Origin of the sequence: Desulfoscipio gibsoniae DSM 7213 (genome assembly GCF_000233715.2) — a bacterium.
In the GTDB taxonomy this organism is placed as follows: domain Bacteria; phylum Bacillota; class Desulfotomaculia; order Desulfotomaculales; family Desulfallaceae; genus Sporotomaculum; species Sporotomaculum gibsoniae.
On sequence record NC_021184.1, the window covers coordinates 3,666,374 to 3,681,858 of the forward strand.

General features: G+C 47.7%; 14 protein-coding genes. 2 read left to right on the plus strand and 12 right to left on the minus strand.

Features of this window, described 5'->3' with window-relative positions; translation table 11 throughout:
* Window positions 1-143: 143 nt before the first annotated feature.
* The 8 genes from DESGI_RS17405 to DESGI_RS17440 all read right to left on the minus strand — a co-directional run bounded on the left by DESGI_RS17405 (window position 144) and on the right by DESGI_RS17440 (window position 8,609).
* Window positions 144-2,345: a stage V sporulation protein D gene (locus tag DESGI_RS17405; RefSeq protein WP_006520377.1), complete on the minus strand. Its 2,202-nt coding sequence runs from the start codon at window positions 2,343-2,345 to the stop codon at window positions 144-146.
* A gap of 26 nt (window positions 2,346-2,371) precedes the next feature.
* Window positions 2,372-2,905: an FtsB/FtsL family cell division protein gene (locus DESGI_RS17410; protein WP_006520378.1), complete on the minus strand. Its 534-nt coding sequence runs from the start codon at window positions 2,903-2,905 to the stop codon at window positions 2,372-2,374.
* Window positions 2,906-2,908: 3 nt separating this feature from the next.
* Window positions 2,909-3,895 carry a 16S rRNA (cytosine(1402)-N(4))-methyltransferase RsmH gene (gene rsmH / locus DESGI_RS17415; RefSeq protein WP_006520379.1) on the minus strand — a complete coding sequence of 329 codons (987 nt, stop codon included), beginning with the start codon at window positions 3,893-3,895 and terminating at the stop codon, window positions 2,909-2,911.
* 19 nt (window positions 3,896-3,914) lie between these two features.
* Entirely contained in the window at window positions 3,915-4,352 is a 438-nt protein-coding gene (gene mraZ, locus DESGI_RS17420) for a division/cell wall cluster transcriptional repressor MraZ (RefSeq protein WP_006520380.1), read from the minus strand.
* 256 nt (window positions 4,353-4,608) lie between these two features.
* On the minus strand, window positions 4,609-5,415 hold the full coding sequence (locus DESGI_RS17425) for a histidinol-phosphatase HisJ family protein (RefSeq protein ID WP_006520381.1): 807 nt from the start codon (window positions 5,413-5,415) through the stop codon (window positions 4,609-4,611).
* A 189-nt stretch (window positions 5,416-5,604) separates the two neighbouring features.
* The gene (locus tag DESGI_RS17430; RefSeq protein WP_245561115.1) at window positions 5,605-6,696 is read right to left on the minus strand and encodes a uroporphyrinogen decarboxylase/cobalamine-independent methonine synthase family protein; all 1,092 of its coding nucleotides are present in this window, start codon (window positions 6,694-6,696) and stop codon (window positions 5,605-5,607) included.
* A gap of 109 nt (window positions 6,697-6,805) precedes the next feature.
* Window positions 6,806-7,777, minus strand: a complete 972-nt coding sequence (locus DESGI_RS17435; protein ID WP_006520383.1) for a patatin-like phospholipase family protein — start codon at window positions 7,775-7,777, stop codon at window positions 6,806-6,808.
* Between the two features lie 376 nt (window positions 7,778-8,153).
* A complete protein-coding gene (locus tag DESGI_RS17440) occupies window positions 8,154-8,609 on the minus strand; it encodes a Fur family transcriptional regulator (RefSeq protein ID WP_006520384.1) in 456 nt (151 codons plus the stop codon).
* A gap of 156 nt (window positions 8,610-8,765) precedes the next feature.
* On the opposite strand from DESGI_RS17440, the gene DESGI_RS17445 reads away from it, so the two are divergent.
* Window positions 8,766-9,695, plus strand: a complete 930-nt coding sequence (locus DESGI_RS17445) for a Na/Pi cotransporter family protein (RefSeq protein ID WP_006520385.1) — start codon at window positions 8,766-8,768, stop codon at window positions 9,693-9,695.
* Between the two features lie 88 nt (window positions 9,696-9,783).
* Here DESGI_RS17445 and DESGI_RS17450 read toward each other — a convergent pair whose 3' ends face one another.
* The 3 genes from DESGI_RS17450 to DESGI_RS17460 all read right to left on the minus strand — a co-directional run bounded on the left by DESGI_RS17450 (window position 9,784) and on the right by DESGI_RS17460 (window position 13,513).
* On the minus strand, window positions 9,784-11,052 hold the full coding sequence (locus DESGI_RS17450; protein ID WP_006520386.1) for a D-alanyl-D-alanine carboxypeptidase family protein: 1,269 nt from the start codon (window positions 11,050-11,052) through the stop codon (window positions 9,784-9,786).
* A gap of 89 nt (window positions 11,053-11,141) precedes the next feature.
* Window positions 11,142-13,079, minus strand: a complete 1,938-nt coding sequence (feoB, locus tag DESGI_RS17455; protein WP_006520387.1) for a ferrous iron transport protein B — start codon at window positions 13,077-13,079, stop codon at window positions 11,142-11,144.
* 158 nt (window positions 13,080-13,237) lie between these two features.
* Window positions 13,238-13,513, minus strand: coding sequence for a FeoA family protein (locus tag DESGI_RS17460; RefSeq protein ID WP_006520388.1), 276 nt, complete (start codon window positions 13,511-13,513; stop codon window positions 13,238-13,240).
* Window positions 13,514-13,704: 191 nt separating this feature from the next.
* Here DESGI_RS17460 and DESGI_RS25225 point away from each other — a divergent pair, with 191 nt between their 5' ends.
* Complete coding sequence (locus DESGI_RS25225) at window positions 13,705-13,854, plus strand: hypothetical protein (RefSeq protein ID WP_006520389.1); 150 nt, start codon at window positions 13,705-13,707, stop codon at window positions 13,852-13,854.
* A gap of 258 nt (window positions 13,855-14,112) precedes the next feature.
* Here DESGI_RS25225 and DESGI_RS17465 read toward each other — a convergent pair whose 3' ends face one another.
* Complete coding sequence (locus DESGI_RS17465; RefSeq protein ID WP_006520390.1) at window positions 14,113-15,360, minus strand: nickel-dependent lactate racemase family protein; 1,248 nt, start codon at window positions 15,358-15,360, stop codon at window positions 14,113-14,115.
* Between the last annotated feature and the right edge of the window lie 125 nt (window positions 15,361-15,485).

A 15,485-nucleotide genomic window follows, 5' to 3' on the forward strand; every position in this document is an offset into this window, starting at 1 on the left:
GGACGGTTAAGCAACCGCCCGGCGGATAATTTATATATTAGTTGGTCAAGTATCAGCCATTCAAGGGACCTATTATAATTGAAAATCCATCTTCATGACTGGGTTATGACTCAAAATTATAGATGTTTTAGATAAATTTAATATTAACCTCCATACGGATTGATTATATTGTTTTTTTCCTCGGCAGCGCTAGATCCCCCGGATGGCGTTTGATTATCGTCATCCTGACCGGGCGGCGTAAATTTAACCTTCACGGATGTTCCACCGGTTACCTTGGTGCCCGGCTTAACGCTTTGCTCCACAGCTAGACCACTGCCTTCAGGCACCAGGCGCAAACCGATCTCCTCCAGTAAATTTCCCGCCTCCTTAATAGTCAAACCTTGCAAACTGGGTACTGTAACCAATTCTCCATCCTTACCATTTTGCTTGGCGGGCTGCAGCTTTAATATCACGCTGGTGCCGTTTTTAACCCGGGCCCCGGCACCGGGGGTCTGCTCGTGTACAATGTTGCCCTCCCCGCTGGTCTGGCATTGCAGACCAGCGGCTTTAAGAGCCTTAATGGCCTCATCAGTAGGATAGTTAACCACATTGGGCACTGTAACATCAGCAATGGGAGTCTCAACTTCCCAGGGTTGCTTGGGCTTTTTCTGACCGGGTATTTCGGGAAGCCCCATATAGCGCAAAGTATCCCGTGCAATAGCTTGAAATACAGGGGCCGCCACCACCCCACCATAATACGAGCCGCCCTGGGGCTCAGCGATTACTACCAGCATAACCATTTTGGGGTCATCAACGGGTGCCATACCGGCAAAGGATGCCACATACCGCCCGCTCACATAACCACCTTTTTCACCCACCACCTGGGCAGTGCCGGTTTTACCACCTACCCGGTAGCCCTCCACAAAGGCATTGCTACCTGTGCCTTCGGCCACCACGCTTTCCAGCAGACTCCGTAACTGGAGCGAGGTCTCCTTTGAAACGACCTGTCGTACTTTTTCAGGTTCAATTTTATCTACAGTTTTACCGTTATACCGTAATTCCTTGACTAGTTGCGGTTTCATCAGCATTCCGTCATTGGCCACCGTCGCAGCAGCAGAAATTAACTGAATTGGTGTTACTGCAATGGATTGCCCGATGGACATGGTGGCTATATTAAGATTAGTGGCTTTTTTTTGCGAAATGGTTATCCCACTTGCCTCGCCAGGCAAGTTGATACCCAGGGGTGACCCGAAACCAAAGGCCTTGATATATTTGTAAAAGTTATCCTTACCCAAGTCAAGACCCACTTCTATAAAACCCGGATTACAGGAATTTTGCACCACCTCGGCAAAAGTCTGGGTGCCGTGACCACCTGCCTTCCAGCAGCGTATATTGCGATCGGCAACCTTAATAAACCCCGGGTCATAGAAGCTATCCCCAACATGCACTGTTCCCTCCTCCAGGGCTGAAGCGGCCGTTACAATTTTAAATGTTGAGCCGGGTTCGTAGTTATACCATATAGCGGGGTTCTTATCCCAGACTTCCCGAGGTTCCTCGGTCCATTGATTAGGATTAAAGGTGGGCCGGTTACCCATGGCCAAAATACCACCCGTTTCCGGATCCATAACAATGACCATGGCCAGCTTGGGATTATACTGGGCCACCACCTTGTCCAGCTCTCTCTCCACAAAATATTGGATGGTTTCATCAATGGTCAGCACAAGATCATATCCGGGCTTGGGAGGTATGTATTGGTGAATGGCTTCCGGCACTTTACGTCCAGCAGCATCATACTCGGTAACAATACGTCCTGGCTGACCACGCAATTGAGCATCATAGCTTTTTTCTATGCCAATTAGCCCTTGATTGTCCGTACCGGTAAACCCCAATACGTGAGGTGCCAAAGAAGGATGCATGTAATAACGCTTGCTCTCTTCCACAAAACCAATGCCCGGGAGATTCAGCTCTCTGACTTTTTGGGATATCTCATTATCCACTTTTCGCTTTATCCATTCAAAGGCGGACTTTTTAGACAAGCTAGTGTACAGCTTATCTACATCCATACCCAATAGGGGAGCCAGCTTTTCAGCAGTTTCCTGTGGATTCTTCACCTGACCGGGCGTGGCATAGATGGAATCCACGCTAATACTAGTTACCAATTCATTGCCATTGCGATCCATAATAGTACCCCGCTTGGCTTCCACCGGGATATCCCTCGTACGCACTTCCAACGCCTTTTTTTGCAATTCGTGCCCGTGGACAAATTGCACCCAAGCCAGCCTGCTCATCAATACCAAAAACAATACACTGGCTATAAGAAACACCCAGGTCAACCTTTTGCGCATACGCATATTGGTTCCGTACATTAGCTAGACCCCCAATTTAGCGTAACTTAACCAGTTTGGATACTGGCCCCCAACCTGCCAACCATATCGGCAAAAGTTCTAATAAGCCAATTTTGTTCCCGCTGTTTTTCCTCAGGGCGATCCGGGATAACAGCTAGTGTTTTTCCGGCATCGTCGTCATTGATGGCAATATCCGTTTGCTGCTGCACCGGATTTACTTGCTGTATAACCACAATACGATCATTTTGTGGTTTAACCATGCCCAGCTTGTGCACCGCTATGGCCTCAATATTCTCCAAACTGGTCAATTGATTAACCTTTGCATATAAATCATGGCTCTCAACACGCAGCCGGGTTAGTTCCTTTTCCGCCGTACTAATTTGGTAACCAGTGATCAGCACCTGGGCATAATAAAAGGCAATAATTGCACAACAGCAAAAACAAAGCAACACCAATCCCGTTAAGGACAGCCGCTCCTTTCTGAGTAGCCCGCGCACTGCCTGACGCCTGCGCATATGCTTGTTTTGAACCGGCATCTCCGGTAAACCATAGTATTCCGCCTTTTCCCTGGCTACTATCAAAACTTATTCACCCTCCCGGCTGTTTAGAACAGAGCCTATTTTTTCCACAACCCGCAGCTTGGCGCTGCGGGCACGGGGGTTTTCATTCAATTCTTCACTGGATGGGGTTATTGGCCGCCTAGTTACTAGTTTAATTTGAGGCTTTTGGCCACATACACATACTGGAAACTGTGGCGGACACTTACACGGCTGAGCCAGTTCTTTAAACGTTTCCTTGGCAATGCGATCCTCCAGTGAATGGAAGGTAATTACACAAAGCCTGCCGCCTGGTTTAAGCCGTTCCACGGCCGCCTGTAAAGCACCGGTTAGAATATCCAGCTCATTATTTACCGCAATGCGCAGTGCCTGAAAGGTACGCTTGGCTGGGTGCGGTCCCTCTCGCCGGGCCCGGGCGGGAATGGCTTTTTTGATTATCTCCACCAAATCCCCGGTGGTGGAAATCTCATTGTGTTTTCTGGATTTAATAATATAAGCAGCTATTTTCGACGCCCAACGTTCTTCTCCATAACGTTTGATAATAGAGGCCAGTTCCTGCTCGGACAACTCATTCACCAAATCCCTGGCTGTGACCGGACCGGCGGTATCCATACGCATATCCAGCGGCGCATCATGCATATAACTAAACCCTCGACCAGGGTTGTCCAGCTGATAAGAACTTACCCCCAGGTCAAACAGAAAACCATCCACAGTATCCAGTCCCAACTCCTCCAGTACCCGTGGTATTTCTTTAAAATTTGATCGAACCAAAATATACCGCCCTGTAAAAGGGGACAATTTTTCACCCGCCGCCGCCAGTGCATCTGCGTCCTGGTCCAGTCCCACCAAATGCACTCCGGAACCGGTGGACTTCAATAAGGCACAGGCGTGCCCACCCCCGCCTACAGTGCAGTCAACAAAAACCCCTGCTGCACCGGGGTTTAATCCTGTCAACACTTCACCCACCATAATGGGTATGTGCCTGAAAGGTAAATTGTAATCCTCAGTATGCAAATCAATCACCTTAATTTATTTAAATGCCGAGATCAAAATCTACAATCTTTTCGGCAATTTCTTCTACCGACGAAGCAGATTTTGTATTATATTCTTCCCAGCGATCCTTGGCCCAAACCTCTACCCGGCTGGATATACCAACCACCACCACTTCTTTCTCCAGTCCGGCGTACTCTCTGAGGTTGGCCGGTATTAATACTCTTCCCTGTTTATCCAATTCGCACTCAGCAGCACCGGCAAAGAAAAATCTAACGAAGGCCCGAGCATCAGCTCGAGTAAAGGGCAGGGAACGCATTTTTTGTTCCAATGCAGACCATTCTTGCGGAGGGTATGCGAACAGACAGCCGTCCAAACCCTTGGTAATGATGAATTTATCGCCCAGGCCTTCGCGGAAGCGGGCAGGCACAATAAGCCTTCCTTTAGCATCTATAGTATGCTGGTATTCACCCAAAAACATGCCGGGCACCCCACTGTGCTACATTTAAAAACCACTTTACCCCACTTTGTACCACTACTTATTCATTCTATATCTTTTTAAAATCTCCTTCAAGGTTTCTAACTCCTGGCCGAAAATTTTCCCGCACAAATAAATTAAACCAGAGCTGTAAGCTTCTGGTTGTAAATAAACTATCTTATACCATATTTACAATTAATTTTAATGAGAAAATGGTACTCGTAAGACGATCGCATGTAGGTGTATTGTTCTAGCTAAGCTAAAAAGTCCAAAAGTTGACTTTATTACCTGACCGAAATACCACATCCGCATAACCAACTTCCCGCAAAAGTTGCCGAACACTATCGAATGCATACCCCACCTGCCCGGGCTCATGGGCATCAGAGCCCGTGGTTACTGGTACGGCATAATTTCGACATGCCTGCAGCAGGCCTATTGCCGGGTATATTTCCTTTGCGGGTACTCTTAATCCAGCAGTATTAATCTCTACACCAACTCCTGCCTCGGCAAATATGCGGGCAGTTTTGTCATATACCTCCTGCAGGTTACCCTGTGGCCGGTAACCGAATTTTTTAATCAGGTCCGGGTGGGCCATTACATGAAAAAGCCCGCTCCGGGCAGCCTGCCATACCAAACCGAAGTATCGGGAGAACAAGTCGTCTATATTTATGTACTTATATTGATCCAAATAAGCCGGGTTATCAAACCCCCATCCATCTATGTAATGCACCGACCCCAGCACGTAATCAAACGGATATCGGTCCAGTATTTTTTGAAGCTCCATCTCAAAGCCGGGCACGTAGTCAGCCTCAATGCCCAGTCTTATGGGGATACCAGGATAAGCTACCCGCAGTCGTTCCACTTCCGCCACATATTCTGCCAGGCTTTCCAAAGTCATGGCAATTCCTGGATCCCGGTCGCGATCATTCAACCAATACATGGGAATGTGATCAGCAAAACCCATTTCCGGCAGACCTAATTCCAAGGCCTTTTCAACGTATTCCCACATTTCCCCCGTGGCATGCCCGCAGCGGGCAGTATGTATATGATAATCCGGCAAAAGCATAGCCACCGCCTCACTTTCTATTATTAATTTATGTTCTATTTGTTCATATAGGCAGAAATCCCGCAAACTTAATGCAGGATTTCTGTATCTTCTTTAAAATATGTGACTGTTGCTGGCCGCTAAATTATTTGGATCGTCCCTCAAAAGCCGGATAATGTCTTATCGGCATGTTCGCAAACCTATCCCTTATCATGTAGCAGCCGCCATTTCCATAACTTTCTCTGAAACCTCCCTGGTCAGCAAATAAATCCGCTCCGCCAGTGCAGGCTCCAAAAGTCCTGTGCCGCAGGCCGGGGTTATCAGGCTTTGCCGCAGCAGTGTCGCCCGATCCATGCCACGCTGTTCAAGCTCAGCCCATAGTTTTTCCAACCTGGCCAGCAGCGTATCAGAATCTTCATCAAAAGCTTTATCCAGCGTGGGTACGATACCCCAGGCTATTGCACCGCCTTGCTCCATATATTTGTTCATTTCATTCACGTAGGGAAGTAGTGATTCACCGAACTGGTAAGCGTCCAAATTGACTATCTCCAGATTAGCTTCGTACAACACCGACCAATCAATGGCGTCACAGGAGTGCACCCCGGCCAGTCCGCCGGCTATGTGTATACCAGCAAAAACCGCTTTTAAGTCACTAATTACCATTTCACGGGTAACGGTGATGTAACTGCTGCTGCCATACACCCGCACCCCGGGCTCGTCAACGAAAATAATCGCCGGCAAGCCTGTTTTAGCCAATTCAGCCGCCTGCCAGCGGGCATGCATGGCCAGCGTTTTAACCAGCACATCCCGCAGCTGGTCTTCATAGTAAGCCAACCGGCCCCGTTCATCCTTTAGCTGAAATCCAATAGTCAGCGGCCCAGCCAGGTGACCTTTCAAATAGCGGGCTGTACCAGTGCCACCAGCCTGCATGTCCTCCATAAAAGCATAAAAGCCCGAGGCAGATGCCGGGGGAAAAGCAAATGTTTTGAGAGCTTCATCATCCCCAGATTCAGCAGCCAAATAGATAGAATAAAACTCGGTTAACCGGTTGGGCCAGTCCCGGTTATCCACCGGAAACACCACTTTATCCCCTCTTTTTTCCAACAGGCCCATCCTAACCAGGGGGTCAAGAAACTGGTGTACAAACCCCTCGTTCCCACTCCGCCGGGGCAATTGTGGCCAGTGGGGAATATTTGGCATATTCTGCTTGATTAGCTGCAACGCAGGACCGGGCTCCCCAAAAGGCATACTGCCAATACCGGTAGCCAATCCCCGGGGTAAAAATTTCAATGCGGTTGTCAACAAAAATCCCTCCACCAAAGTTTTTTAGTATAATCATGCAAAGATAATTAAAGGCCTTCTAAATACCTGACATAATATCACTTGGTTTTTATGTGTTAAATCGGTAAACTTAATTATATAGCTTTCGCTTAATTTCATCCAGACTTTTAAGCGCCGCCAGTTCCCCCTGCTTAATGAAATACCTGGTGTGCTTAATATCCCAGGGATCCGCATTAATCAACGGCCGTATCACTACATTAGCATAACGTTCCAGTTTTAGATTAATCCCTTCGGAAATTACAATTTCAAAACTATTAGCTAAAAGTTTAATTATATTGCTTATTCCGTCCACACGACGACCGCTGTATCCCACATCCACGGCAATAACGAAATCAGCTCCCATGCAGCGCAGTATATAAGCGGGCACATTTTCACGGACACCTCCGTCCACCAGCAGGCGATCATTCACCCGTATTGGTTCAAAAATTCCCGGCACGGCGGAACTGGCCCGTGCAGCCAGAGCCACCGGCTGGCCTTTGATGAACACGTCCTCGGGTGGAACCACTGTTCGCACATCTACAGATATACTGCCCGCTGCACTGTTCGGCGATTCAACTATTAAAGGCTGTACTGGGTTAGCAACGGGATCACCTTCGACAAACACAACAAGCGTACCATCCCGGGCATCCACAGCTGTAATACCCAGTGGAATTTCGGTTTGTCCAAACAAACGGTTCTGACCCAAAAACTTGTGAAGCAGTGCCTTTAGTTTGTTACCCTGCATTAATCCCATCGGACTGCGTACCGGGTAGGGAAGGTGCAATATACGGAATATAATATCCCCTGCTATTAACAGCAAATTTAAAAGCATGGTTCCATGTTCAAAAATATTTTGGGAACGCAATTCCATGGCTATTTCCTCTATATGCTCCGGGCTGTATCCCGATGCATACATAGCAGCCACAATGCTGCCGGAACTTGTTCCCGCCACCATGTCAATGGGTATGCCTGCTTTTTTTAAAACTTTCAGCACCCCAATATGAGCCATGCCCCGGATAGCCCCGCCGCCCAAAGCCAGCCCCACCATCGGCCTTGTAGACATAAAAAACCACCGCCTCATCTCAAGTTACTACCATTGTATGAAAAGGCGATGGTATGGTGTGCTATTCTTCACGTTGCAACCGGCACAACTCTTCTTCCAACTCTTCCAACCGTTCAACCATAACAGGCTTAATAGAATGAGCTGGAAACCTCTTTTTCAAGTCGGCGATTTGCGCTTCCAACTCCTTAATCTTTAATTCCCTCTCAGACAGGTTTTACACCCCTCTTTATATGAAAAATAAATTTGCGCCGGCTACTGGCTGTTTTCCATTCATAATTGTGCCGCATCGCGGCATGCAATTCAAATAACAATTTCAGTGGCACAGGCGCGAAGACACCAACTAACTATACAGCGATCATCAAGATCCACTTAGGCGTTATGGCTTCTTCATCTTAAGTGCACATTCACGGCATTTGCCAAAAATTTTCAGCTCATGGTCAGTAATGGTAAAATCATAAGTATCGGTAACCCGCTCTTCCAAATCCTCCAGTAAATCTTCATTCATCTCTATAATTTTGCCACATTTTACACAAATAAGATGGTGATGTCTGTGTCCATCTTTATCTTCCGTACTAAACTCATAACGTTTGCGACCGTCTCCAAAATCCATGCTTTGTATGATATCGAAGTTGGAAAAAAGCTCCAACGTGCGATAAACCGTAGCCAATCCAACATCAGGGACCTTTTTTTTCACCAGGTTATACACTTCTTCGGCACTAAGGTGCTTATCCTTGTTTTCCAGCAGCACGCAAAGAACATGTTCGCGCTTGGGAGTCATCTTATACTCGTGGGCGCGCAGTTTTTCCTCCACTTCCCCAATTACCCCGCGCATTGAACCACCACCAAAAGTTTCTTCTATATAAGTAGTATATAAAATATCGCACCTCCCTGTCAATATGAACGTATGTCAACAATTATGATTTAAGTCATATCCCTGTTCCCATGACCATAAACAAGTAGTATATGCTCAATTCAAGGAGGACGGATATTGCTAATCCTCGCTGGAGTAATCACTGGACTTATTATGCTGCTGTGGGGTATGCAAATAATGAAAGAAGGGCTGGAGAACCTGTCAAGGGAGAAAATGCGCCAGGCCCTGGCAACTTTAACCGCCACACCGTTAAAGGCCGCCCTGACTGGACTGGTATTTACCATACTGGCACAGAGCAGCACCGCTATGTCGGTAATTACCATCGGCTTTGTCAACGCCGGTCTGATGAACCTGGCCCAAGCCATAGGGATATTGCTGGGAGCTAACGTAGGTACTTGTATAACTGTACAGTTGCTTTCCTTTAATTTGTTTCATCTGGCTGCACCCGCAGCCGCCTTAGGTATCGTGTTTTGGGCGCTTTTAGGCAACAGGCCGGCAGGACAGTTGGGCCGTTCCCTCTGCGGTTTTGGGCTGGTATTTGCGGGTCTACAATTAATGGCCAATGCACTGGCCCCGCTACAACAAGCGCCTTGGTTTTTCGAAGCACTTTTATCACTTCAGTACAGTCCGGTAATGGCCGTGCTAACCGGTGCGTTAGCATCCGCCCTGTTGCACAGCAGCGCAGCCGCCACTGGAATAGCCATGCTGCTTTCTCAGCAGCATCTCATCGCACTACCCACTGCAGTGGCCATAGTGCTGGGCAATAATATAGGAACTTGCATCACCGCCGTGCTGGCCAGCCTGGGCGGATCCCGGGCAGGCCAGCAGGTGGCCACTGCGCACGTGTTGTTGAATGTGCTGGGCGCACTATTATTTTTGCCTTTGCTGCACCCTTTTTCCGCACTGGTAGCTTACACCGCGGATACCCTGCCCCGTCAGGTGGCCAACGCACATACATTGTTTAATATTTTCAGCAGCCTGATTACCCTGCCGCTGGTTTATCAATTTACTGCACTGGTCCGGTTTATCGTACCTTACCGTAAGTAAAGCCCCCGGTTAACCCGGGGGCTTTTTCAAGTTTAAGTAATGATAGGCAAGTTATCTTCAACTTTCAACTTTCAACACCCGGCACCAATTACCGGCGTCTTATCCGATCCCTTATGCGGCGTCTGTTTGCAAGGCGCGCCTTCAGAAAAAGTAGCAGCAGCGTCGCTGCCAGACCTATCCCAACCCAAAACCACCAATAGCTGTAGATATTGCGGTCCACAGGGTACACAGCCAGTAACGGCACCCGTCCAATTTCACCGCCACCGGCTGTCAGCACCAACTCGCCCAGTTTATCTCCTTCGTTTAAAGGGGCATTGATATTGTCGGACAGTTCGACAGACCGAACAACCTCCGGTTTTTCGTTGACCGAAAAGTTGTAATAAAAAAAACTGGCGGTTTCTAGTACAGCATTCCTGGCTCCGTGCTTTACTACAGCATCTGTTATCATTTCCCGCGGTTTAACCAGCGCTACCGGTTCAAAATTATCAAAGCCGTAATCCAGCAGCATAGCAGCATCAGACCACAAGTTAACGCCCTGGCTGTTCAGCGCCACTGCAATCAGTTCCCGGTTTCCCCGTTTGGCCGATGCCACTATACACTGCCCCGCATCTACTGTGTAGCCGGTTTTAATGCCATTGGCACCGCTATAGCTGTAGTAACCACTTCCCAACAGTTTATTGTGATTATAAAAATCCTCCTGCACTGGTCCGTAAATATTCTCCAGTCTTTCAACTTGCTGCAATAAGTCCCCTGACATATTTTTTTTACGCTCTGCTTTATAATTAAGGGTCTGAACAATCTGGCGAAAGGTGGCATTTTGCATGGCCTCTTGGCTAATCAAAGCCAGATCCCGGGCGGTAGTATAATGATTTTCATCAGGCATACCATGCGGGTTGACAAAGTTGGTGTTTCGCGCCCCCAATTCCCTGGCCCGGTCATTCATTATATTGGCAAAATCCTCTACCGATCCACCCACATGCTCCGCGATGGCAACACCTGCATCATTAGCAGAGCTAAGCATAAGTATGTATAACAAATGCTTCATCGGCACCTGTTCACCGGGCTGCAGCCCAACACGGGAACCGCCTATTTCCGCCGCCCGCCTGCTAACCGTAACCAGATCATCCAAGGAACCTCTTTCCAGGGCCAGTAAGGTTGTCATAATCTTGGTAGTACTGGCCGGGTACATCCTTTGAACATCGTTTTTTTTGTATAATATCTGCCCCGTTTCACTGTCCATCAATATCGCAGCCTTTGCCAGCGGTTGCGGTACACTATTGGGAGCAGCAACCGCCGGCAAAGCACCGGTCAGTGTTAAAAATATAATAACTGTCCAAGCATTAATCTTACGTATCAAGCTATCTTCTTCCCCTGGTAATATTTTTTTAAAAATAATCATACTGCAGCTGTGCAAAGCACACCGTAATTTTACCACAGGTTATTTGATCATCCAATAGTTTGCCGCCGGCGGGAAATGGTAACTACAATAAATAATGCGGCCACCATGACCAGGGCGGTAAGCGGTAACGTCATGGCGGGGTTTAAATCATGCGTAAAGTTAAACAGCCGGGATAATAATCCTCCGCCCACAAAGGCTAGTACGGTAATCATCAGCCAGATCACCGTTCCCTCCCGCCAGCCCCGTTCCTTGAATATAACCAGTGTGGAGGCTATGCATGGTACAAACATGGTTAGGGTAACCAAAGCCACAAACGTTTGAAGGGGGTCCATGGTTATTTCCATTATTCCGGCGGTACCAAAGTCACGGCGAATAAAACCCATAATAAAGGCACTGGCAGTTTCATTGGGCAAATATAGCCAACCCATTGTCAGCGGCTCCATTAGTTTTTGAATTTTATCAATCAAACCTGTTATACTCAATAAGCTCAGCAGGAATGCACCCCCCAGGAAAACAGGAAACGCTTCTTTAATAAAACTAACTGTTCTGGTCCAGGATTTAAGTAGTACATTATCAATCCTGGGGACACGCATGGGAGGCAGGTCCAACAACAGCGGCACACTACCTCCAGGCATAAACCTGTTTAGTACTGTACCCACTCCGGCCATCAGGCTAAAGATAATCAGCCCGTATAATAACATGTACCCTGGGCCTAAAGAACCCAATATTGCCGCTACAAAAGCCAGTTGGGCTGAACAGGGCACCGTAAGGGCCAGCAAAAAAGTAGCGATGCGCCTTTCCCGCTCGCTAGTCAGCAACCGGGTGGTAATCAGCGCCATTGTTACACAACCAAAACCCAGCACCATTGGAACGACTGCTTGTCCATTTAGTCCCAGGCAGCCCATTACTCGATCCATTAAAATGGCTATCCGGGACATATAACCGGAATCCTCCAATGTTGATAATACCAGATAAAAACCCAACACGAGGGGAAATAGCAATCCCAGCACATAGGTAATGGCCATAGTTAGCAATCCGAATTGACCGGCTAGCATCACCCCCAACGGAGATTGCAAGTCTATGACCCGTACCAGCAGTGAGCGTATCCAGGGCTCATAATAGCCGTTCATAAAAACACCCTCGGTATATCCAACCACTGTCTGGGCAAAAAACACCCCCACCAATTCATAAAACAGCCACAGGGCCAGCAACAGCGCCGGTATGCCGGTGGCCGGGCGGATCAACCAGTGACCCAGCCGGGTGGCAAATGCCACATCAGCAGTCTTTTCCCGCAGAGCGGTTGAGGTAATATCGTTGGCCCTGCGGCGCCGGTCGGCATAAATATTTCCCTTTTCCCCGCCGGGTGCCATATTATTACGGGCAGCTACTTCCGGGTCCCCCTCCAGCACCATCAGCGCTTCGCCCCGGGGTAAACCGGAATACTGCGGCAGCAGTTTTTTCACCAGGTGGGACTCTTGCCCGGGCCGGGCGTGGGACATCCGTTCCTTGAGCAAATCTATGCCTTCACCTGTGGTGGCCACCGTTGGTATAACAGGTACACCCAACCGGTCCTCCAGGACTGCAGGGTTCAATTCCAGTCCGCGTGACAGCAACTCGTCAGCCATATTCAATACCACCAGCATTGGTACCCCCATATCAGCAATCTGACATGTAAGAAAAAGATCGCGGTCAATATGTACCGCATCCACTACATTGATCACCATATCCGCGGTTAACACGGCATCCCTCACCAGCGATTCCTCGGGGGTATTGTAAGAAAGCCCGTATACCCCGGGAGTATCCACTAAAAAATCTTGCCCCCACTTGCTACAGCAAAATTCCATAGTTGTGCCGGGAAAATTGGATACATCAACATATTGACCGGTTAACCGGTGAAATAGAACTGACTTGCCGGAATTGGGGTTACCCACCAATACTATTTTTCTTTGTCCTGGTCCAAAATCATTATTTATTTTATTACTCACTTTTGTTTACCATCCTTGGCATATAGTTATAAATTTCACGGAACAGCCCTTCATGCACATAAAAATCTATCTCCAAGGCTATCTAAAAGTCTTAAATTTATAGTTGGTCGACAATAAAAAAGCCCGGTATACCCGGGGCGTTTTTTATTAAATGATATTTAACAAGGTTCACCAGAAAGTTTGGAATTCACCGACCTGGCCTCCCCGACCCGGGCCAATAACTCAACATTGATACTCCGTGCCAGGTTTCGGCCAATGGCTATTTCCTGCCTGTGCTTGCCCAGCACTACCGGACCGGCGGGTATTACCTCAGCGCAGGTTAAAACTGCCCCCTCATTGATGCCCATGCGCAAAGCGTTTTCCTTGATCCCGGCGCTGCCAATAGACACAATTTTTATCATGTCGCCTCGCCTTACTTTATCCAGGGTCATCATAAACATCCTCCAGTCATTGATAAAGAAAACCGTTCTCATTTATATTATATTTTCAAGGGACAGCCTGGTCAATAATTAATCCAAAAAGTTAATAAAAAAACTCGATCTGGTAAAAATATTATCTAGCATAGCAACACTGGTCAGAAAATGGCTAAATAACAATGTAAAAATAAACAAAGGAGGAAATTGGAATGGCAAATATCGATACCAAGGGAATGGAAGCAGCAAGTCTAAGCGAAGAACAACTAAATCGCTTGGTCAGCGCGGAAAAAGAATTGAATAACGCCAAAGGCGAGCAGGAAATTTACCTGCTGGCAGTATCCCGCCACCCAGGGCAGTAATAGATAATAAAATAAAACTCAATCATGAATATCTAATAGGAATAATCTACAACAGTTAGCACTAATGAGGCACATTGTGATTGAACACCCAGTATCATCAGTAGGTTGCGATTAAAAGACTACGGATCTTAGCTTCTTTATAAGATATCAAGCTACGTTATATAATTAAGGGGGATCGCTTTAAAATGCGTTCCCCCTTAATTAACAATTGGCACAATTAATTATCTCTTTTTATACTCAAGCAGAAATTTGTTTATTTTAATTTTCAGGCATTATTAATGCCGCCTCAGGCATAACTATTGCTTGATAATTATCGCCGTATTTGTGAATAACCTGCATTAACGCATCATTAAAATCCACAGCTGGTGTCATGAAAAATTTACGTACCAAGTGCCCGGGCATCGAAGAAATTAATATTACAGAAATTCTTTCGACCAGCTCAGCCAAAAGGTGGGCCTTATGGCCGCCCAATACAAATCCTTTTTTCAGCCGGTCAGTCATATCCCGGGGGGTTTTAGCATCGTTGGCCCAGTTTTCCAGCACCCTGTGGCCGACCCCCTGGGGGCACTCAGCACAAATCACCAGTGTTCCACCGCTGGAAATCAGTTTGGACGCATTACGCATCGATTTAATGGACTGATATAAATTAATGTCCCGGGGATGCCCACCAGCACTTGCCAGGCCAATCTTCGACAGCTTTTCACCACCCACCTTCACTGCCTTCCGACATAGCTCAACTCCTGCCATCCAGGCCTTTTCGGGATCGCCCGCCACTACGTGCACTGGTCTTTGTTCGCTATCCGCCACAACATTGATAATAAAATCCGGCCGCACAGCTTTCAATGCCTCCATCATAATACGATGCACCGGGTTGCCATCCAGTTTTCCAGCACCAATCCCCCCGGCAGAAAGCAGGGCATGATTAGCTGTCACGGCCTCAATTCCCGCCACCCCCGGCAAAATTGATTTACGCCCCCCTGAAAAACCTGCCAACTCGTGGGGCGCTACCAGCCCGGTCAAAATAACTAAATCCGCCCCGGCAACCAGGGGGTTAACTTCAAGCATGCACCCGTTGCTAAGCATACCCAGACGAGCAAGCTTGCCCCGGCAGTCGTGATTGATGACTTTGTATCCTTGCACCGCTGCCCCCAGGGAATCGTTATGTTCATCATTTGTATTGCTCCGGTGCGCACCAGTAGCCACAAGAAAGGTAACAGTGCTTTGATCAACCCCGGCTTCTGTCAAATCCTTCAGTAAAGGCGGCAGAAGATAATGGTATGGAGTGGGTCGAGTATGATCGTTTACCACTATCACCACCCTCTCCGGGCGTTTGTTTTTTATCACTCCGGCCAGTCCCGGCGAAGCTATGGGATTTCGCAAAGCCGCTTCTATTAATGACCCGGGATCGCTAACCAGGGGAAAACAGGGTTTAACAACGGCTCGCACATGATCATCAGGCAGCTCCAGGCAAAGATCACCACGCCCGTATTTCATATTAAATTTCATTAAATCTCCCCATCTTTGTAGGCAAAGAAATTCGCCAATGGTGCAACTAATAATTTAACCACAAGCTGAACACGGTTATATTTACCTTAATAAGAACATGGATTATGCTGGCTACTGGCTATTTT